Source organism: Brevibacterium litoralis, from assembly GCF_040212315.1.
Classification (GTDB): Bacteria; Actinomycetota; Actinomycetes; order Actinomycetales; family Brevibacteriaceae; genus Brevibacterium; species Brevibacterium litoralis.
The window spans coordinates 1-19,741 of the sequence record NZ_JBDIUY010000026.1 but is presented as its reverse complement, the minus strand read 5'-3'; the positions used below and the strand labels follow the sequence as shown (position 1 = coordinate 19,741).

Genomic DNA, 19,741 nt, shown 5'->3' with positions numbered 1-19,741 from the left:
CCACGCCGCGGGCGCGTTCCGCGTGTCCTGTATCGGATGCCGCCCGCACCCCCGGCACCCCACCGGCGTGTCCCCGTGTCCCATCACTCCGTCGCGTCGACGGGCTCCTCGGGGTCGACCGGGTCCGCACCCTCGGTGACCGGGACTCCGGGCACCGACACGTCGATCATGTGGGCCCCGGTCTCCAGCAGGACCGTGGCGACCTCCATCTTCCGGTCGAGGTCCGCCGTCGTGCCGACCCGCAGGGTCACCTCCTCGGCCGTCCCGGCCGCTTCCTCGGCACCGTCCTCCGCGTCCGAGGCGCCCTCCCCCTCGCGCGTCACGACGAGTGCGATGTCCGCCGGGGAGGTCGCCTGCATCCGGTGGACGGTGAGACCCGCCTCGGCGGGCAGGGCCCCGAGGACGGTGAGCGCATCGGCGACGATCGGTTCGGGCCCGGGCGTGTCGGAACCTGCCGAGTCCCCGGTGTCGGCACCGGACGCCTGCGCGGACTCCAGGACGAGCACCGGCATCCCCTCGGGGGCGGCAGCCGGGGCGTCGAGCGGGACCCCCGCGGCGTCGTAGGTCGTCCAGTCCTCCCCCGTGCGCACCGCCAGCACCGGCGTGCGGTCGGTCAGTTCGACGTGGATCGCCCGGGGACCGGACCAGCGGACCTCGGCCGCGGCGAGTTGCGGGTGCGCGGCGAGCACGGCGGACTCGACGGCGCCCGGACGCACCCGTGGCAGGGGTGTGCCGCCGTGGGCCACCCACAGGTCCGTCTCCAGTTCCTGCGTGTCGACCCGCTCGCTGCCGGACACCGTCACGGTGTCGACGGCCAGCAGCGGGCTGAACCACGCGACCCCCGCGAGTGCGAGGACACCGGCGAGGACACCCGCGAGGACGAGGCGGATACGCCGACGCCTGCGCCGGAAGTCCTCCAGGCGGCGGGTGAGGCCGAGCGAGACCGTGTCGTCGCGCTCCCCTGCACCGGCACCGTCAGGGGCGGTGCCGGCGCCGCCGGCTCCGGTCGTGTCCGTCCCGGTGGGACCGTCCGGATCCCCCGGACGGCCCCCGCCGTCAATCCTGCGGACCACCGTGATCCACGGCCCGGTCGAGCGCGTTCACGAGTTCCGGTCCGAGGATCGTCACGTCCCCGGCCCCGGCGGTGAGCACGACGTCACCCGGGCGGACACGGTCGGCCACGAAGGACACCGCGTCGTTGAAGGCCGGGAGGAAGGTGACGTGCGCCGGGTCCAGGGGCACCTCGTCGGCGACGATCTGACCGGTGACACCGGGGATCGGGTCCTCGCGGGCGGGGTAGACGTCGAGGACGACGACCTCGTCGGCGAGTCCCAGCGCCTGCCCGAACTCCGCGCGGAAGTTCTTGGTCCGGGAGAACAGGTGGGGCTGGAAGACCACGTGCACCCGCCCGCCCGGGGCGACGACGGACCGGGCGGCGGTGAGGACCGCGGTGAGCTCCGTCGGGTGGTGGGCGTAGTCGTCGAAGACGCGGACCCCGGCGGTCGAGCCCTTGAGCTCGAACCGGCGGCGGGTGCCGCCGAAGGACTCGATCCCGGCGACGGCGGTCCCCACGTCGAGCCCGAGGGCCCGGACCGTGCACAGCGCGGCGGTCGCGTTGAGCGCGTTGTAGACGCCCGGCTGCCGCAGGTGCACCGGCCCCACCCGGGTGCCGTCCGGCAGGTCGAGGGAGAAGACGCTGCCGCCGGACTCCGAGGCGGTGATGTCCCGCACCCGCACCTCGGCGTCGGCACCCGTGCCGTAGGTGAGGACCCGAGTCCCGGCGGCGCGGGCCTCGGCACCGATGGAGGCGGCCCCCTGGTCGTCGGCGCACACGACGAGCGTGCCGTCGGTGGCGCGGACGTTGGCGGCGAAGGACACGAAGGCCTCCCGGACCTTCTCCCAGGTGCCGTAGTGGTCGAGGTGGTCCGGCTCCGCGTTCGTGATGATGCCGACGGTGGGCCGGTAGAGGAGGAAGCTGCCGTCGGACTCGTCGGCCTCGGCGACGAAGACGTCACCGGAGCCCTGGTGGGCGTTGATCCCGGTGGCCGTGAGGACCCCGCCGATCGCGAAGGAGGGGTCCGCCCCGCAGGCCTGCAGAGCGACGGTCGTCATGGAGGTCGTCGTCGTCTTGCCGTGGGTACCGGCCACCGCGACGGCCCGACTGTCGACCATGAGCGAGGCGAGTGCCTCGGAACGGTGGAGGACCCGCAGACCCTGTGCGCGAGCGGCCACGAATTCCGGGTTGTCGGCCCGGATGGCGGAGGACACGACCACGGTGTCCACCTCGGCGACGTTCTCCGGGGCCTGTCCGATCGACACGTGGGCGCCGAGGGCCCGCAGGGTCGTGACGACCGAGGAGTCGAGTGCGTCGGACCCGCTCACCGGCACGTCGCGCATGAGCATGATCCGGGCGATCCCGGACATCCCGGCTCCGCCGATTCCGACGAAGTGCACCCGGCCCAGTGCGTCCGCCGCCGGGACGCCGTCGACCACCGGGTCGCCGTCCACCGTGGCGACACCGTCCGTCGAGGGTCCGCCGTCGGCCGCGTGCTGCGGGGAGGGGGTGGGGGTCATCGGGTCACCGGTCCTTCCGGGTACGGAGTTCAGAGGCAGTGAGGAGGTGGTCGGGGTAGGGCCGAGCGGGGTGGTCCCGCTCGGCGGCCCGGTAGAGAACCCGGACCATGGTGCGGGCGGCGGCCGCGGGGAAGTCGAGTTCCCGGGCGGCCTGCTCCAGCCGGGCCAGCCGGTCGGGCTCGGTGAGCAGGGGTACGATCCCGCTGATCACCCGGTCTGCGGTGAAGTCCGCGTCGACGACCATGTGGGCGGCACCGGCCTTGACCGCCTCGGAGGCGTTGAGCCGCTGCTCGCCGTTGCCGATCGGCAGGGGCACGTAGACGGCGGGCACCTGCATGACGCTCACCTCGGCGACGGTCCCGGCCCCGGCCCGGCACACGAGCAGGTCCGCGGCGAGGTAGGCGTTCTCCATGCCGTCGACGTAGTCGACGACGTGGTAGTGCGGGTGGTCCGCGGCTGCGGCGGCGAGGTCCTCGCCCTTCCCCCGCCCGGTGATGTGGAGGACCTGGATCCCGGCGGCCGCGACCGCGTCCATCGCGTGGAGCATGGCGTCGTTGATCGACTGCGCGCCGAGGGACCCGCCGGTGACGACGAGGGCGGGCATGTCGGGGGCGAGCCCGAGGCGCCCGGCGGCGGCCGCCCGCACGGACGGGTCCCGGCGGTCCAGGTGTTCGATCCCGGCCCGCATGGGCATCCCGACCCGATGACCGGGCAGCGGGGTCCCGGCGAAGCAGTAGCCGATGTTCTCCGCCGGGGTGAACTTGGCCGCGAGCTTGTTCGCCATGCCCGGACGGGCGTTGGCCTCGTGGACGACGACCGGCACCCCGGACAGTCGTGCGGCCAGGTAGGCCGGGGTCGACACGTACCCGCCGACTCCGACGACGACGTCGACCTCACGCTCCTTGAGGAGCCGGCGCACCCGCGAGATCGTGCCGAGCAGCTTACCCGGGAACCGCAGGACCCCGAGATCGAGACTGCGGGGCATCGGGACCTTGTCGATCGTCGTGAGCTCGTAGCCGGCGGCCGGCACCAGTCGCGTCTCCAGCCCCTCCGGGGTGCCGAGCACGGTGACGCGTGCCTCGGGGTCCTGGAACCGCAGGTCGTCGGCGATGGCGAGCATGGGCGAGATGTGCCCAGTCGTCCCGCCCCCGGCGAAGAGCACGGACAGGGGCCTGGTGGGTGAGGGCATGGATCAACGCTTTCGGGTGGACGGACGGCGGGCGAGCACGGCGAGGGACCGACGGACCCGGTCGGAGTGGGCCGCCATGGCCTCCCGGGCACCCGGTTCCTCACGGGCGAACGAGAGAACCATACCGACAGCCATGAGCGAGGCCACCAGGGCGGAGCCGCCGGCGGACACGAAGGGCAGGGGCACACCGATGACGGGCAGGAGTCCGGCGACCACCCCGATGTTCACGACGGCCTGGCCGCAGAACCACAGGAACACGCCGGCCGTTGCCGTCTGGACCAGGCGGTCCTCGGTGCGCAGCACGATCCGCACCATGCCGTAGCCCAGGCACGCGAAGAGTGCGACGACGACGAGCGAGCCGACGAGGCCGAGCTCCTCTCCGATGATCGCGAAGATGAAGTCGTTGTGCGCCTCCGGCAGCCACGACCACTTCTCGCGCGAGGCGCCGAGCCCCACCCCGAACCAACCGCCGGAGGCCAGGGCGAACAGCCCGTGGTTCGACTGCCAGTGCTGGCCGAGCGCGTCGGCGTCGGTGTGGTCGGAGCCCATGAACAGGGCGGTGATCCGCGCCATCCGGTTCTCGCTCGTGAGGACGAGGGCCGCGACCATCCCGACGACCGCAAGACTGCCGGTGATGAAGTACCGCCACGGCAGGCCGCCGACGAACAGCGCACCTGCGAGCAGCATGAAGACGATGAGGCCCGTGCCGAGGTCGCGCCCGGCGATGATCGGTCCGACGCACAGGAGCAGGACGACGAGCATGGGCACGAGTTCGCGGAACTCCCGGAGGCGGTTCCGCTTGTGGGCGAAGAACACACCGAGCCACAGCGCCAGGGCGATCTTGGCGAACTCGGAGGGCTGACCGCGGAAGGGGCCGATCGACACCCAGCTCAGCGAGCCGTTCTCGGCCGCCCCGATCCCGGGGACGAAGGGCAGGAACTGGAGGACGATCGCACCGATGATCGCGGGCACCGCGATCACCTTCCAGAACTTCGGGCGGATCAGCGACAGGACGAACATCGCCGCGAGCCCGACGAGGGCGAACAGTGCCTGCCGGTTGAACACCGCGAAGGAGTTGCCCTCGCCCCCGGCATAGGCCTCGATCGACGAGGCGGAGAGCACCATGACGAGCCCCAGCCCCGTGAGCGCGAGCACCGCGAACAGGACGATGTAGTAGCTCGTGACCGGCAGGTCGAGCACCCGCCGCAGCTGCGCCCACCACCCGGCCGGCAGGGCCGAGGACGCCGGTGCCCGGCGGGCACCCGAACTCCCGGCCCGCGTGGACGTCCCGGCGCGGGACCGCGCCGCCCGGGCCCGACCCTTCCGGTTCTCCACTCCGGCCGACATCAGACCCCCGGGTTCTCCGCCGCCGAGGCGCCCTGCCCGTGGTCCCCGGCAGTGCGCTCTCGCACGGCCGCGGCGAACAGGTCGCCCCGCGTGCCGTAGTCGAGGAACTGGTCCATGCTCGCCGCGGCGGGTGCCAACAGCACCGTGACGGAATCTCCCGCGTCGGCGGCGAGTCCGGCGGCCGCCTCGACGGCGGCGGTCATGACGGCCCGGCCCCGTGCGGTCTCCGGGGTCCCGTCGGGATCCGGCAGGTCCTCGATCTCGACGACAGGCACGTCCGGGGCGTGGGCGGCCAGGGCGGTACGCAGGGGCGCACGGTCGGTGCCCACGAGCACGACCCCGCGCAGACGGTGGGCGTGGGATTCCACGAGCGCGGAGTACTCCGCGCCCTTCGGCAGTCCCCCGGCGATCCACACGATGTCCTCGAAGGAGGCCAGGGCGGCATCGGCCGCGTGCGGGTTCGTCGCCTTCGTGTCGTCGATCCAGGTGACACCGGCGGCGGTGATCACGTGCTCGAGGCGGTGGCCGCCGGCCACGTGGTCCTTCAAGCCCTGGGCGATCGCACCGGTGGGCACGTCGAGGCTGCGGGCCAGGGCCGCGGCGGCCAGGGCGTTCGCCACCTGGTGGGGTGCTGCGGTGCCCCCGGGGTGACCGGAGGCCGTCGCGACGTCGGCGAGGGTGCCGAGTTCCGCGGCGGCGGAATACCGGTTGGGCACGTAGGCCCGGTCGACGAGGACGTCCTCGACGAGTCCGAACGAACCCGGTCCGGGCATGCCGAGTCCGAAGCCGACGGCGCGGGCACCGGCGATCACCTCGGCGTCCTCGACGAGACGGCGGGTGGCCGGGTCGTCGACGTTGTACACCGCGGCCTTCTGCACGTTCGTGTAGGCCCGGCCCTTCGCCGCGGCGTACTCCGCGGACCCGCCGTGCCAGTCGAGGTGGTCGTCGGCGAGGTTGAGGACGGCCGCGGCGTGGGCGCTCATCGAGTACTGCCAGTGCAGCTGGTAGCTGGAGAGTTCGATCGCGAGCACCTCGGCCGCGGGGTCGAGGACCGCCTCCAGCAGGGGTGCACCGATGTTGCCGCAGGCCCGGGCGTTCAGCCCCGCCGCCTGCAGCATCGAGGCGAGCATCGAGGTGGTCGTCGTCTTGCCGTTCGTGCCGGTGACGACAAGCCAGGGGGCGGCGTTCGTGCCACGCACCCGCCAGGCGAGTTCCACCTCGCCGATGACGGGGATCCCCGCCTCCTGCGCGGCGACGAGCACGGGGTGGTCGGGCCGCCAGCCCGGCGAGGTGACGACGAGGTCGGGCAGGTTCCCGGCCGTCGACCGCGGCACCGTGGTGACGTGCTCGGGTCCGCGCCGGACGTCGACGTCGAAGACCTCGAGGATGGTGATCTGCTCGCCGAGGTCCCGCTCGGCGTTCGCGTCGACGACGATCACGTCGGCACCGCGCTCCCCCAGGTGCACGGCGGCCGGGAAGCCGGAGACACCGAGACCGGTGACGAGCACGGTGAGGCCCTCGAGGGAACTCGACGGCCCGTGGAGGGCCTCCGGGATCCGGTCGGCCAGGGGGTAGTCGACGGGCTCCCAGCCGGCCGGTCGCAGCGGCGGGACGGCCGGGGTCGTCGGGTTCGTCGGCGCGGTCGGGTTCGTCTCAGCGTCCAAGATGTGCCACCCATTCCGCGTAGAAGATCGCGATGCCCGCGACGACGAACAGCAGGGAGATGATCCAGAACCGGATGACGATGGTCACCTCGGCCCAGCCCTTGAGTTCGAAGTGGTGTTGGAGCGGCGCCATCCGGAAGATCCGCTTGCCGGTGAGCTTGAAGGACCCGACCTGGAGGATGACGGAGAGCGTGATGATGACGAACAGGCCACCGAGCACCGGCAGCAGCAGTTCGGTGCGGGTCATGATCGCCAGACCACCGATCGCGCCACCGATCGCCAGGGAACCCGTGTCGCCCATGAAGATCTTGGCCGGTGAGGCGTTCCACCACAGGAAGCCGACACAGGCGGCGGCCATGGAGGCCGCGACGATGATGAGGTCGCGGGGGTCGCGGACGATGTAGCACCCGTCCCGGGCGACGGTCTGCAGGTCACAGTTCTGCGTGGACTGCCAGGTCGTGATGAGCACGTAGCCGGCGAAGACGACGGCTGCGGCACCCGAGGCCAGACCGTCGAGGCCGTCGGTGAGGTTGACGGCGTTCGACACCGCAGTGATGAGCAGGTTGGCCCACACGGTGAAGAGGACGAACGCGACGAGCAGACCGGCGACGGTCGAGGTCCCGAGGAAGGCGAGGTCGAGCGGCGTGTCACGGACGAAGGAGATCGCCGACGAGGCGGGAGTGCGCCCGTACTCGTTGGGGAACTGGAGGGCGAGGACGGCGAAGGAGATGCCGACGAAGCCCTGCCCCAGCAGCTTGCCGCGCGGGGTGAGTCCGAGCGAGCGCTGTTTGGAGACCTTGATGTAGTCGTCGAGGAACCCGACGGCACCGAGTCCCGCGGCGAGCCACAGGACGAGGAGGCCGGAGGGGGTCGGCGCACTGCCGGTCACCAGGTGCCCGATCGCGTAGGCGAGCAGGGTCGCACCGATGATGACGACACCACCCATGGTGGGGGTGCCGCGCTTGGTGGCGTGGGACTCCGGACCGTCGTCCCGGATGAACTGACCGTAGCCCCGCTTCACGAGGACCCGGATGAACAGGGGTGTGCCCACGAGGGTGAGCACGAGCGCCGAGATGGCGGCGACGACGACGGCGATCATGCCCCGGCTACCCCCGCGATCTCGTCACCCAGGAAGCGCAGACCGGCGTCCCGGGAGCTCTTGAACAGCACGATGTCACCGGTCCGCAGTTCCGCCTGCAGGAGGTCCCGGGCGGCGGCGATGTCGGGCACCCACACGGCCTCGTTGCCCCAGGAGCCCTCGAGCTCCGCGGCACTGAAGATCGGCTTCGCACCCTCGCCCACGGCGACGGTGCGGGAGATGTTGAGGCGCACCACCTGCTCGCCGACGTCGGCATGGGCCTGCCGGGACTCCTCCCCGAGCTCCAGCATCTCGCCGAGGACGGCGACGGTGCGGCGCGGCGGGTTCTCGGCGTCGCCGGCCCCCATGGCCGCGAGCGTCTTGAGCGCGGCCCGCATGGAGTCGGGGTTCGCGTTGTACGCGTCGTTGAGGACGGTCACGCCCTCGGGCGAGTCGATGAGTTCCATCCGCCACCGGCTGGCCGCGCCCGAGGTGGCGAGCACCGTCTCGATCGAGCGGGCCGGGACGCCGCAGAGGTGGGCGACGGCCGCGGCCGCGAGTGCGTTCGACACGTGGTGCTCGCCGAGCAGCGCGAGTTCGACCGCGGCGGGCTCGGCCTCGGGCAGGTGGAGGGTGAAGCGGGTGCGGCCCGAGGCGGTGATCTCCGTGTCGGTGGCCCGCACGACGGGCGCGTGGTCACCGGCGTACCCGGAGGGGCTGAACCACAGCGTGTTGACGCCCTCGGCGAGCGAGTCGGCCATCGCGGCCACCCGTCCGTCGTCGGAGTTGAGCACGGCCCAGCCTCCGGGGACCAGGGACTCGACGAGTTCCGTCTTCGCCTTCTGCGTGTTGTCGATCGACCCGAACACGCCGGAGTGGGCGGTGCCGACGTTGAGCTCGACGGCGATGTCGGGGCGGACGAAAGAGGTGAGGTAGCGCAGATTCCCGATGTTCCGGGCCCCCATCTCGAGGACGAGGAACCGGGTGGTCTCGTCCGCACGGAGGGCGGTGAGCGGCACACCCACCTCGTTGTTGTACGAGTTCGGCGGCCACACGGTCCCACCCTGCCCGGTGAGCAGATCGGCGACGAGGTCCTTGACCGTCGTCTTGCCGGCGGAGCCCGTGATCGCAATGACGGTGATCTCGCCGCTGGCCCGCAGGGCCTCGACGTTGAGCCGCGCCAGGGCGCCGAGCGCCTCGGTGGCGTCCTCGACGAGCAGGGTCGGGAGGGGGCCGTCCTCGGTGGTCGGGAGCGCCTCGCCGATCACGAGGGCCGCGCCGGCCTCCACGGCCGCACCGGCGAAGTCGATGCCGTCGAGTTCCTCCCCGCGGCGGGCGACGTAGACGTCACCCGGCCCGACCTCCCGGGAGTCGGTGACGACCCCGCCGGTGAGCAGGACCTCCGGCGGGATTCCGTACAGTTCACCGTCGAGCGCGGTGGCCACGTCGTGGGCAGAGAAATGCTTCATATCGCAGTGAACCTTACCGTTCCGGCCCGTCGGAGGCCGCCAGCGCGACCGCTTCGCGTGTCCTCTCGCGGTCGTCGAAGGGGTGGACGATGTTGCCCACCGTCTGCCCCGTCTCGTGGCCCTTCCCGGCCACCAGCAGGGTTCCCGTCGCTCCGGCGGCGGCCACGCCGGCGGCGATCGCGGCGGCCCGGTCACCGATCTCGTGAACATCGTCACGTCCGACGCGGGCGCGTCCCTGCGCGATCTCGTCCTGCACACCCAGCAGCACCGCGCGGCGGATCGCCGCCGGGTCCTCGGAGCGCGGGTTGTCGTCGGTGACGATCACCACGTCCGCGCCACGTGCGGCAGCCGCACCCATGAGCGGCCGCTTGAGCGCATCCCGGTCCCCGCCGGCCCCGAACACGACGACGAGCGGGTCGGAGTCCCGCAGACCGTCGAGCACCTTGGCCAGGGCGTCGGAGGTGTGCGAGTAGTCGACGACGGCCCGCGGGGCCGCCGGGTGGACGACCTCCATCCGGCCGGGCACGGACACGGAGAAGTCGCACGCGGCCGCCTCCAGGGCGTCCGGGGCCACCCCGTGCAGGTGCAGCATGACGACGGCCAGTGCTGTGTTGAGCACGTTGAAGTCCCCGGGCAGCGGCGAGCGGGCCCGGATCCGCACACCCTCGGGTCCGACGAGCACGAAGGCCTCGCCGCTCTCCTCGGCCACCCGCCAGTCCGGGGCGTCGGCGGGCTCCCGCGAGATCGTCACGACCGGCACCGCGGAGGTCCGGGCGAGCTCCCGGGCCCAGTCGTCGGCGAGGACGACGGCACCCGTCCGGGCGAAGCCGGGGGTGAACAGTCTCGCCTTCGCCGCGAAGTAGTCGCGCATCGTCGGGTGGAAGTCGAGGTGGTCCTGGGTGAGATTGGTGAACCCGACGACGTCGAAGGTGACCCCGTCGACCCGGTGCTGGTCGAGGGCGTGGGAGGAGACCTCCATCGCGCACACGTCGACGTCCTTGCCGCGCATCCGCGCGAGGATCGAGTGGAGGTCCGGCGACTCGGGGGTGGTCCGGGCACTCGGCAGTCGCGTACCGGCGATCGTCGTCGCGACCGTGCCGATCACACCGGTCGTCCGTCCCAGACGCTGCAGCAGCCCGTCGAGCAGGTAGGTGGTCGTCGTCTTGCCGTTCGTCCCCGTCACACCCAGGACCCGTGGGGCCTCCGGATCGGTCCGGTAGACCTGCGCGGCCAGGCCGCCGAGGTGGGCGCGCGGGTTCTCCACGGCGAGCACGGTGAGGTCCGCGAGGGCACCGTGGTCCAGTGCCGACCGCAGCAGCGCGTGCCCCTCGGCGTCGGTGAGGACGGCCCGCAGGCCGCGGGTCACGAGATCGGGGGCGAAGCGGGCTCCGTGCACGTTGGCACCCGGGAGGGCAGCGTAGAGGAACCCCGGCTCCACGGTGCGGGAGTCCTGGGAGACCCCGGTCACCTCGACGTCGACGGGTCCGTGGACCACGCAGTCGGCGGGCAGGTGCAGTGAGGACAGCGTGATCATTCCCATTCCCTTGCAGGCAGATCCGGTGTGGTGGTGGAGGGTGGCACGCCCAGGTGACGCAGGGTGAATCCGGTGACGTCGGAGAACACGGGGGCGGCGGAGGTCCCACCGTAGTAACCCTTGCGTGGGCGCTGCAAAGTCACCGAGACGACCACCTCGGGGTCCTCCGCCGGTGCGTATCCGACGAAGGAGGACGTGTACCCGTCGTAGCCGCCCGAATCCGAGGGCGCCTGCGAGGTGCCCGTCTTGCCCGCCACCCGGTACCCGGGCACCGCGGCCGGGCCACCCGTGCCCTCGGCGACGACACCTTCGAGCATGGCGGAGACCTGGGCGGCGGTGTCCGCACTCACGACCCGGGTCCCCTCCCCTGGATCGACCGGGGTGACGGCGCCGGAGGACCCGACGGTGCCGGAGACGAGCTGGGTCGGCACGGCCACGCCGTCGTTCGCGATGACGGAGAAGGCCTCCGCCGTCTGGATCGCGGTCGCCGCGACACCCTGGCCGAACATGACGGTGTACTTGGTACGACCGTCCCAGTCCTCGACCGGGTGGAGGATCCCCCCGGTCCCCCCGGGGAAGTCGACGGCCGAACGCTGGCCGAAGCCGAAGTCGGAGAGGTAGTCGTGCCGCTGCTCAAGGCTCAGTTCGTCCCCGGCGAGGATCGTACCGGTGTTCGAGGACTCGGCCATGATCCCGGCGAAGGTGAGCTTCTGGTCCGGGTGGCTGTGGGAGTCCTTGAACACCTCGTCGTTGGGGGCGGTCCACTCGTAGGGGACGGTGAACTCTGTCTCCGGGGTCACGAGTCCCTCCTCGATGAGGGCGGCGGCCGTGATCATCTTCGCCGTCGAACCCGGCTCGAACAGGTGGGTGAAACTCCGGGCGCCCATGTCCTCGATCTCCGAACTGCCGTAGTCGTTCGGGTCGACCGAGGGCGCCTCGGCGACGGCGAGCACACGCCCGGTGTCCGGTTCGCGGATGACGACCGAGCCCCATTCCGCCTCGTGCTCGGCAACCGCGTCCCCGATGGCCTGCTGAGCGTAGTACTGGATGGTCGGGTCGATGGTGGTGCGCAGGCCCTGGCCGTCGACTGCCGGGGTGATGTTCGAGTCGCCGAGCGGGATGTAGTCGCCGCGGGCACCCCGTTCGTACTGCTGTTCACCGTCGACACCCTGCAGGACGTCGTCGTACTTGAGTTCCAGACCGGCCAGGGCCTCCCCGTCGGTGCTCACGAACCCGAGCAGGTTGCCGCCGACCGCCCCCGCGGGGTAGGTGCGGATCGAGTACTCCTCGGTCGTGAGTCCGGGGATACCGAGCGCGCGGATCTCGCCCCACACCTCGGCGGTGAGACCCTCGGCGACGGGGTTCCAGCGGCGGTCACCGTCGAGCTTCTCGAAGACGAGACCGGGATCGGTCTCCAGGATCGGGGCGATCGCCTCGGCCGCGCCCCAGGCGCCGAGCGGCTCACCGTCCTCGTCCTCGTAGAGGTCGATGTTCTGCTGGTCGACGACGAGGCGGTAGCGCGCGGCGTTGTCCGCGAGCACGGTGCCGTCGGCGGCGGTGATGGTGCCGCGTTCGGCCGGCAGGGTCTTCGTCACGAGCCGCGAGGCGAGCGCCTGCTGGGCCAATTGCATCTGGTCCATCCCCTGGATGGCGACGAGACGGGCGGCGATGACGACCATGACCACCAGGCAGCCGACGACGAGGAACCACATGCGGGCCCGGGGGTCGGCCCCGCGTCCCGCCTTCTTCTTCGTTGCCATCTCACCTTCCGCTCACGTGGATGTCCGCCCGTGGTGTCGGCCCGCGCCCCCGAGGTGCACTGCCGGTTACTCCGGGCCGCGCTGTCACTCCGGAGTTCGCAGCGCGGGGCTCGGGAGTGTCGTCCCGGAACCGCCGACGGCCGGCAGCACCTCGTCCGATCGTAGGTTGGGGCGGACCGCGTCCCGGGCATCGGCACGCGGGCCGGGCACGGCCGACCGGTCGGCGGTCTCCCGGCCGGGCACCTCTCCCGGGCTCAGCACGGTGCCGTCGGAGAGCCGGATGTACTGCGGCGAGGTGTCGCGCGTCATGCCCTGGTCCTCGGCGGCGGCCGCGATGTTCTGCGGGCTCTCGCGGTAGCTCACGTCCTCGGCCAGCGAGTCCCGTTCGACGACGAGGCCCTCGTGTGTGGCGCTCAACTCCTCCACCCGGTAGGTCGTGTGGGAGATGAGGATGTTGAGCAGCAGCACGCCCACGAGTCCGAGGGCGAGCAGGCCCACGACGACGAGGGAGAAGGGCGCCCGGGACCGGGCGAGGTCGGGGACGACGAGACGCAGGCGGCGGACGCCCGCGCCGGTCAGGCGCCCCGGATCCGCAGAACGGACCCGCGGGGCGGGACGGGTGGGGACCCGTGCGGTGTTGTCACGACTCATCGCCGGGCCTCCTGCGGGTCGGTGGACGGGTGGCGGGTCTTCTGCACGGCCCGCAGGCGGACGCTCGCCGCCCGGGCGTTGTGTTCGATCTCCGCGGCGTCGGCCTTCTCGGCGCCCCGGACGATCTCGGTGAGCCAGGGCTGCAGGTGCGCGGGCACGACCGGCAGATCCGGTGGGGCCTGGGTGCTGGTCCCGTGCCGGAACACCTTCTTCACGATCGTGTCCTCCAGGGACTGGTAGGACTCGACGACGACCACTCCCCCGACGTGCAGGGACTCCAGTGCCGCGGGTAGGGCGGTGCGCAGGATGTCGAGTTCCGCATTCACCTCGATCCGCAGCGCCTGGAAGGTGCGCTTGGCCGGGTGGGACCGCTTCCGGGCGTTCTTCTGCTCGGGGACGACCCGCTGGAGCATCCCCGCCAGCTGGTCGGAGGTCTCCCAGGGCCGTTCGGCCCGGTCGGTGACGATCACCTTCGCGATCTTCCGCGCGAAGCGTTCCTCGCCGTACTCGGAGATGATCCGGGCGAGTTCGGCCTCGGGGTAGGTGTTGAGCACCTCGGCGGCGGTGAGCGGGTCCTCGCGGTTCATCCGCATGTCGAGCGGAGCCGGCCGGGAGTAGGAGAAGCCGCGCTCGTCCTCGTCGAGCTGCAGGGAGGAGACCCCGAGGTCGAAGAGCGCCCCGGACAGACCCTGTGGGTCGACACCGTGCTCCGCGAGGACCTGGGGAAGTTCGTCGTCGGTCGCGTGGACCGCGCGGAAGCGGTCACCGAAGCCGGCCAGGCGCGTGGTCGCGACGGCGAGCGCGTCGGGGTCACGGTCGAGACCGATGAGGAGGGCGTCGTCGAAGGCCCGGAGGATCCCCTCGCTGTGGCCACCCATCCCGAGGGTGCAGTCGACGAGCACAGGACGGCGACCCGCCGCCCGGGCCGCCTCGACGCCGACGCCCAACAGGTCGACACAGCGGTCGAGCAGGACGGGGACGTGGGGGTAATCGGTCATCCGGCCGGTCCTCCTTCTCGTGCACGGACCGTGTGGCACGGACCGTGGGCGTGTGGCGTGCTCCGACGGGTACGGGTGGAACCGGTACGGGTGGCGGTCCCGGACGGTCTCCGCCGTCAGGCCCGGAACCCCGTCCGTCGTGGCCCTGGCACCGGGGAAGAGTGTCAGGACGGCGGGGCTTCGGAACCGGGGAAGTATCCCGAAACCCTCCACGACGGCCGAGGATCCCGACCGGACGACTCAGATGACGCCCGGGATCACCTCGTCCGCTCGATCGGCGAACCCCTGCTCGGTCCGGTCCAGGTACTCCTCCCAGGTGGTGGAGTCCCACATCTCGACACGGTTGCCCATGCCGATGACCGCGACGTCCCGGTCGAGTCCGGCGTACTTGCGCAGCAGTTGGGGGACCGTGATCCGCCCCTGCTTGTCCGGGTGCTCGTCCGAGGCGCCGGAGAGGAACACACGCAGATAGTCACGGGCGTCCTTGCTGGTCATGGGCGCCGATCGCATCTGCTCGTGAATGGACTCGAACTCCCGGGTGGGGAACAGGGTGAGGCAGTGTTCCTGACCCCGGGTGATGACCAGTCCGTTCGCGAGTTCCTCCCGGAACTTGGCAGGCAGGATGAGGCGGCCCTTGTCGTCGAGTCGCTGGAAATGCGTACCCAAGAACACTGACGCCTCACCCCTTTCGAAACCCGTCGGCTCCGATGACGCCCACTGTACTCCACTTCCCCCCACCTTCCGGGGAAAAATCCCCCGATCGACGGTCCTGAGTGGTGTTTCACCAGGTCAGAGTGGTGGTGGGAAGTGGGGGAGAAAGCGTCGGACACGCGTGTCGGGAGGGGTGCGCGGCGCCTCGGCGGCGGCCCGGGAGCCCTGGTGTTGGGCGGCGGGGAGGGATGTGGGGGCCGTCCGGGAGGGAAGTGGGGGACCTCCAGGGGAGGGATGGAGGGAAGAGAGAGGAGGAGAGTGGGGAGGCGGGAGAAGGCACCCGGGGAGGGATGTGGGGAGGGAAGTGGGGCGACCCGCGGGGAGAGGAGTGGAGGCCCTGGTGGTGGTTGCGGGACAATGGTGGGCATGACGACTCCTCGTGATGCCCAGGCGCCGGACGCCACGGCCGTCGACCACGTCCAGCGGATCGCCCAGGACATGCGGCAGGCCATGAACTCGGCACTCGCCGGCAAGGACCACGTCGTACGGACGGCGGTCATCACCTTCCTGTCCGGGGGCCACCTGCTCCTGGAGGACGTGCCCGGGGTCGGCAAGACCCTGCTCGCCAAGGCGCTGGGCCGCACCGTCGGCGGCTCCGTGCGGCGCCTGCAGTTCACCCCGGACCTGCTGCCGGCCGACGTGCTGGGCGTCAACATGTTCAACCAGGAGACGCGCCAGTTCGAGTTCCGCCCGGGTCCGGTGTTCTCGAACGTCGTCATCGCCGACGAGATCAACCGGGCCTCCCCCAAGACCCAGTCGGCCATGCTGGAGTGCATGGCCGAGGACCAGGCGAGCATCGACGGCACCACCTATTCGATGCCGCGCCCCTTCATGGTCGTCGCCACGCAGAACCCGATCGACATGGAGGGCACCTTCTCACTGCCCGAGGCCCAGCGCGACCGGTTCCTCGCCCGTACCTCCGTCGGGTACCCGGACGCGGGGAGCGAGTCCGCCCTCCTCGACTCGCACGTCGACCACGACCCGCTCGCCTCCGTGCCGGCCGTCACCTCGCTCGACGAGGTGGTCGCCGCCCGGGAGACCGTCCGCCACATCACGGCCACGCAGGACCTGCGTGACTACGTCGTCGATCTCCTCACAGCCACCCGGACGGATCCCGACGTCGCCCTCGGTGTCTCCCCGCGCGGCGGCGTGCACCTGCTGCGGGCCGCGAAGGCGCTGGCCGTCATCCAGGGCCGGACCTTCGTCACCCCGGACGACGTGCAGGCCCTCGCCGTCGACGTGCTCGCCCACCGGGTCATCCCGCGCACCGGCGACGACCCGGAACTCGCCGCGCGGATCGTCCGTGAGGTCGTCGAGCGCACCCCCGTGCGCTGAGCCCCCGCCGGACCCACCCATGCGTCTCAACAGTCCCGGTGTCGTCTTCCTCCTCGTGGGGGCCACCCTCTGTGTGGCCGCCTACCGGTTCTCGCTGCCCGGGCTCCTGCCGGCCGGGATCATGCTCGGCGTCCTCGTCGTCGTCAGCCTGCTCGTCGCGGCCCTGTCCTCGGCCCGTCTGGAGGTCCGGATCGACGCGGCACTCCCCACACCCGGGGGCACACCGGCCGGCCGCGTCGGCGAGGAGATCCACCTGCGCGCGCGGATCCGCAACCGGGTCCCCGTTCCCCTGGGCCCCTTCACCGTCCGGTTCGACCCGGTCCCGGGAAGCGGTGAGGTGAAGACCGCGGACATCCCCGGTATGCCGGTCGGCGGGCGGCTGACCGTCGAGGCCGCTCTCCTCCCCGTGCGCCGTGGTCCCGGTGGTCTGCGCGCGCTCGTCGCCCGGGTCGACGGCCCCTTCGGTCTGTGCGCCGTGACGAAACGGGTCCACGGGGACTACCCCGTGACCGTCGGCGCCGCCCACCTCGACCTGCCCCGCCCGGCCTCGGCCGGGGCCGGCGGCCGCGAGACGAGCCGCCACCGCGACACCCTCGGACGGACCGAGCGTGACCTCCTCACCCGCGAGTACGTGCCCGGTGACGACCTCCGTCACGTCCACTGGAAGTCCACCGCGCGCACCGGTGACCTGCGGGTCCGCCCGGAGATCGCCGAGGACACCCCGCACCTCGTCGTCGTCCTCGACGTCCACGGGGACCTCTCACCGCGCCCGGAGGGGCCGGACGGTGGGACGGGCACCTCGGGAGCGCGCGCCGCGGACGCCTCCCCTCCCCCGCAGGACCCGCTCACCGAACTCGCCGTCCTCGCCGCCACCGCCGCCGCCGAGGCGCACCTGGCCGCAGGCTTCTCCGTGCAGTGGGTGGCCGGGGACACCGACACGGAACTCGTCGGTCGGCGCGGGGCCGAACGCCTGCGGCTGCTCTCCGCGGCTCCCCACCTCGTCCCCGACGCCACCGACACCGCCCTGCCCGCGCTCGGCCACGGCGCAGACCTCCTCCTCGTGACCCGCGACCGCGACCGGGCCACGGTCCTCGAGGGCATGCTGCGTCGTCCCCGGGCGGGCCGCCCGGCGCACGTCCGTACCCTCGTCGCCGCCGAGGCGCCCGCCGGGAGCCCGGCCGACCGCGACCTCTCCGCGGACCTCTTCTCCACCGGTGTGGCCGTCCCGGCCGACTGGACTCCGTCCCTCGTCCCCTCGACCGCGTCCCGGAGGACCACCCGATGACACTCCCCTGGAGGACCTGCTGCTTCGTGATCGCGGCGATGCTGCTCACCGCCGCGAGCCTCGGGGCGGTCTTCGCCGATCACGCCTGGTTCGCCCAGGTGGCCGCCGTCGTCGTCGGCGTGGCGGTCGCCGGTGCCGTGTCCCGCTCGGTCGGTCGCCTGCAGGAACTCGGTCTCGTCGTCCTGCCGCAGGGGCTCGTGGCACTCGTCCTCGTCCTCGCACTCACGGTCCACGACACCTTCGCGCTCGGCCTCGTCCCCACCCCGGGAACGGTCGTCGGCCTGTTCGACCTGCTCGGGACCGGTCTCGACGACGTCTACTCGACCTCGGCCCCGGCGGAGTCGACGGAGGGCTTCCGGGCCCTGCTCGTCTGCGGGTTCGCCGTCATCACGGTCCTCGTCGACGGCCTGGTGAGCGACCTGCGGACCCCGACGGCCGGTGGTGTCCTCCTGCTGCTCGTCTACATGGTCCCCGTCGTCCTCGCCGCCGCGCAGCTGCGCTGGTGGCACTTCGCCGCCGTCGCCGCGGCCTTCCTCGTCCTCCTGCTCTCGCGGTACGCCGACGCCCCCGGACTGCGCGGTCCGGTGACGGCCGCGGGGGCCGGTGGTCTGGCCCTCCTCGTCGGTGTCCTCGTCCCCCTCGCCCTGCCGCCCATCACGCCGAAGGCCCCGACGACGACGCCCACCGGCGACATCACCGTCGTCAATCCCTTCCTCGATCTCGGGGAGGACCTGCGGACCGGCGACGACGAGGTGGTCCTGCGCTACACGACGGACGACCCCCTCGCCCCTCCCCTGCGCCTGACCTCCGTGAGCGAGTTCGACGGGGAGACCTGGTCACCGGCGCCCTTCGACATCGATCCCTTCGCCGTGGCCGTCGACGGCCTGGCCTACCCGCCGGGTGTCTCCGGTGACACGCACGTGGTGGAGCGGCGGATCGACGTCGAGGTCGACGGGCTCGCCCAGCAGCACCTGCCGACCCCCTACTCCCCCGCACTCGTGGACGGTGCGAGCCGCCGCTGGATCTACGACCCGGCCACGCTCACGATCGTCGGCAACGGCGAGGTGACGACCGGGATGTCCTACGGCGTCGACTACCGCTCGGTCGAACCCACGCCGGCCCAGTTGGCCGCGGCCGCACCGGTCGAGGCCGCGGAGTTCGCCGACACCCTGGCCCTCCCCGACGACCTCCCGGCCGTCGTCACGGACACCGCCGCGGACGTCACCGCCGGGACCGCGAACCCTTACGAGGCGGCCGTCGCCCTCCAGGACCACTTCCGCTCCGGCGAGTACGAGTACTCCCTCGACGCCCCGGACGTCGCCTCCGGTGACGCCCTCGCGGACTTCCTGGCCGACCGTCGGGGGTACTGCGTGCAGTTCTCCGGGGCGATGACGGCGATGGCACGCAGTATCGGGATCCCCGCCCGGATCGCCGTCGGTTTCACCCCCGGCACGCCCACCGGGGACGGGTCCTACGAGATCTCGATGGACCAGGCACACGCCTGGCCGGAGCTGTGGTTCGAGGACGTGGGGTGGGTCCGGTTCGAGCCGACCCCCGGTGGACCGGCCGGCACTCCCCCGCCGTGGACGACGGAGGACGGCGAGGACGGGTCGGAGGAACCGGCCCCCACTCCGACTCCCACCTCCGAGACCCAGGAGGAGACGGCCCCGGCTGAGGAGCCGACGGCGGAGGAGACCGCTCCGGCCGGGGCGGAGGAGTCCGGCGAGGGCAACGGCGGGTTCTCCGTGCCGCGCTGGGTGTGGACCACGCTCCTCGTCGTCCTGGCAGGCGGGCTGCTGCTCGCCCTGCCGACCGTGCTCCGCCGGGCCCGGCGCTCGTCCGGCCTCGCCGCCGCCTCCCCGGAAGCCTGGTGGGCCGAGGTCCTCGCGACCGCCCGGGACGCCGGTGCGCCCCTGGCATCGACCGTCACCGTCGCCGCCCATGCGGAATCCCTCGACGACGCGCTGCGTCGGGCCGTGCGCCGGGACCTCCTCGACGCCACGGAGGCCGAGCAGGCCCGGACCGGTCTCGAGGGGATCCGCACCGCCGTCGAGGCGCAGCGCTACGCCGGCGCCCCGGACGTCGCGGATTCCGATCCCACCGGACGCCGGGCCGCGGTCCGGGCACTCGACACGGTCCTCGGCGC

At 72.2% G+C, this 19,741-nt stretch carries 15 protein-coding genes; 3 read left to right on the top strand and 12 right to left on the bottom strand.

All coding sequences use genetic code 11. From position 1 onward, the window contains the following. Positions 1-83: 83 nt before the first annotated feature. The 12 genes from AAD496_RS09480 to mraZ all read right to left on the bottom strand — a co-directional run bounded on the left by AAD496_RS09480 (position 84) and on the right by mraZ (position 14,936). A complete protein-coding gene (locus AAD496_RS09480) occupies positions 84-1,073 on the bottom strand; it encodes a cell division protein FtsQ/DivIB (protein ID WP_349828443.1) in 990 nt (329 codons plus the stop codon). Beyond that, positions 1,057-2,424, bottom strand: coding sequence for a UDP-N-acetylmuramate--L-alanine ligase (gene murC, locus AAD496_RS09475; protein ID WP_349828583.1), 1,368 nt, complete (start codon positions 2,422-2,424; stop codon positions 1,057-1,059). The genes AAD496_RS09480 and murC overlap by 17 nt, the downstream gene beginning before the upstream one ends. 154 nt (positions 2,425-2,578) lie before the next feature. Further along, positions 2,579-3,763 carry an undecaprenyldiphospho-muramoylpentapeptide beta-N-acetylglucosaminyltransferase gene (gene murG, locus AAD496_RS09470; RefSeq protein ID WP_349828442.1) on the bottom strand — a complete coding sequence of 395 codons (1,185 nt, stop codon included), beginning with the start codon at positions 3,761-3,763 and terminating at the stop codon, positions 2,579-2,581. 3 nt (positions 3,764-3,766) lie between these two features. Beyond that, positions 3,767-5,110: a putative lipid II flippase FtsW gene (gene ftsW / locus AAD496_RS09465; protein ID WP_349828441.1), complete on the bottom strand. Its 1,344-nt coding sequence runs from the start codon at positions 5,108-5,110 to the stop codon at positions 3,767-3,769. After that, on the bottom strand, positions 5,110-6,774 hold the full coding sequence (gene murD / locus AAD496_RS09460) for a UDP-N-acetylmuramoyl-L-alanine--D-glutamate ligase (RefSeq protein WP_349828439.1): 1,665 nt from the start codon (positions 6,772-6,774) through the stop codon (positions 5,110-5,112). Before murD ends, ftsW begins: the two co-directional genes overlap by 1 nt. Further along, positions 6,764-7,873 carry a phospho-N-acetylmuramoyl-pentapeptide-transferase gene (gene mraY, locus AAD496_RS09455; RefSeq protein ID WP_349828438.1) on the bottom strand — a complete coding sequence of 370 codons (1,110 nt, stop codon included), beginning with the start codon at positions 7,871-7,873 and terminating at the stop codon, positions 6,764-6,766. The genes murD and mraY overlap by 11 nt, the downstream gene beginning before the upstream one ends. Beyond that, positions 7,870-9,321 carry a UDP-N-acetylmuramoyl-tripeptide--D-alanyl-D-alanine ligase gene (locus AAD496_RS09450; RefSeq protein WP_349828437.1) on the bottom strand — a complete coding sequence of 484 codons (1,452 nt, stop codon included), beginning with the start codon at positions 9,319-9,321 and terminating at the stop codon, positions 7,870-7,872. The genes mraY and AAD496_RS09450 overlap by 4 nt, the downstream gene beginning before the upstream one ends. Before the next feature lie 13 nt (positions 9,322-9,334). Then, entirely contained in the window at positions 9,335-10,855 is a 1,521-nt protein-coding gene (locus AAD496_RS09445; RefSeq protein WP_349828435.1) for a UDP-N-acetylmuramoyl-L-alanyl-D-glutamate--2,6-diaminopimelate ligase, read from the bottom strand. Beyond that, complete coding sequence (locus tag AAD496_RS09440) at positions 10,852-12,615, bottom strand: peptidoglycan D,D-transpeptidase FtsI family protein (RefSeq protein ID WP_349828434.1); 1,764 nt, start codon at positions 12,613-12,615, stop codon at positions 10,852-10,854. The genes AAD496_RS09445 and AAD496_RS09440 overlap by 4 nt, the downstream gene beginning before the upstream one ends. 84 nt (positions 12,616-12,699) lie before the next feature. Next, positions 12,700-13,266 (bottom strand): cell division protein FtsL, encoded by a 567-nt coding sequence (ftsL, locus tag AAD496_RS09435; RefSeq protein WP_349828432.1) that lies wholly within the window; start codon positions 13,264-13,266, stop codon positions 12,700-12,702. Beyond that, positions 13,263-14,264 carry a 16S rRNA (cytosine(1402)-N(4))-methyltransferase RsmH gene (rsmH, locus tag AAD496_RS09430; protein WP_349828431.1) on the bottom strand — a complete coding sequence of 334 codons (1,002 nt, stop codon included), beginning with the start codon at positions 14,262-14,264 and terminating at the stop codon, positions 13,263-13,265. The genes ftsL and rsmH overlap by 4 nt, the downstream gene beginning before the upstream one ends. Before the next feature lie 240 nt (positions 14,265-14,504). Beyond that, positions 14,505-14,936 carry a division/cell wall cluster transcriptional repressor MraZ gene (mraZ, locus tag AAD496_RS09425; RefSeq protein ID WP_349828430.1) on the bottom strand — a complete coding sequence of 144 codons (432 nt, stop codon included), beginning with the start codon at positions 14,934-14,936 and terminating at the stop codon, positions 14,505-14,507. A gap of 405 nt (positions 14,937-15,341) precedes the next feature. Here mraZ and AAD496_RS09420 point away from each other — a divergent pair, with 405 nt between their 5' ends. From AAD496_RS09420 to AAD496_RS09410, 3 genes are all read left to right on the top strand, one after another. Continuing rightward, positions 15,342-16,310: an AAA family ATPase gene (locus tag AAD496_RS09420; RefSeq protein ID WP_349828429.1), complete on the top strand. Its 969-nt coding sequence runs from the start codon at positions 15,342-15,344 to the stop codon at positions 16,308-16,310. Between the two features lie 19 nt (positions 16,311-16,329). Beyond that, on the top strand, positions 16,330-17,595 hold the full coding sequence (locus AAD496_RS09415; protein ID WP_349828428.1) for a DUF58 domain-containing protein: 1,266 nt from the start codon (positions 16,330-16,332) through the stop codon (positions 17,593-17,595). Then, positions 17,592-19,741, top strand: a 2,150-nt coding sequence (locus AAD496_RS09410; RefSeq protein WP_349828427.1) for a transglutaminase TgpA family protein, incomplete at its 3' end; no start/stop codon positions are given. The genes AAD496_RS09415 and AAD496_RS09410, both read left to right, overlap by 4 nt.

Coding starts and splice junctions, on each gene's coding strand:
- AAD496_RS09420 (WP_349828429.1), top strand. CDS start 15,342: ATGACGACTCCTCGTGATGCCCAGGCGCCGGACGCCACGGCCGTCGAC.
- AAD496_RS09415 (WP_349828428.1), top strand. CDS start 16,330: ATGCGTCTCAACAGTCCCGGTGTCGTCTTCCTCCTCGTGGGGGCCACC.
- AAD496_RS09440 (WP_349828434.1), bottom strand. CDS start 12,615: ATGGCAACGAAGAAGAAGGCGGGACGCGGGGCCGACCCCCGGGCCCGC.
- AAD496_RS09445 (WP_349828435.1), bottom strand. CDS start 10,855: ATGATCACGCTGTCCTCACTGCACCTGCCCGCCGACTGCGTGGTCCAC.
- mraY (WP_349828438.1), bottom strand. CDS start 7,873: ATGATCGCCGTCGTCGTCGCCGCCATCTCGGCGCTCGTGCTCACCCTC.
- rsmH (WP_349828431.1), bottom strand. CDS start 14,264: ATGACCGATTACCCCCACGTCCCCGTCCTGCTCGACCGCTGTGTCGAC.
- ftsL (WP_349828432.1), bottom strand. CDS start 13,266: ATGAGTCGTGACAACACCGCACGGGTCCCCACCCGTCCCGCCCCGCGG.
- ftsW (WP_349828441.1), bottom strand. CDS start 5,110: ATGTCGGCCGGAGTGGAGAACCGGAAGGGTCGGGCCCGGGCGGCGCGG.
- murC (WP_349828583.1), bottom strand. CDS start 2,424: ATGTCCGGGATCGCCCGGATCATGCTCATGCGCGACGTGCCGGTGAGC.
- murG (WP_349828442.1), bottom strand. CDS start 3,763: ATGCCCTCACCCACCAGGCCCCTGTCCGTGCTCTTCGCCGGGGGCGGG.
- AAD496_RS09450 (WP_349828437.1), bottom strand. CDS start 9,321: ATGAAGCATTTCTCTGCCCACGACGTGGCCACCGCGCTCGACGGTGAA.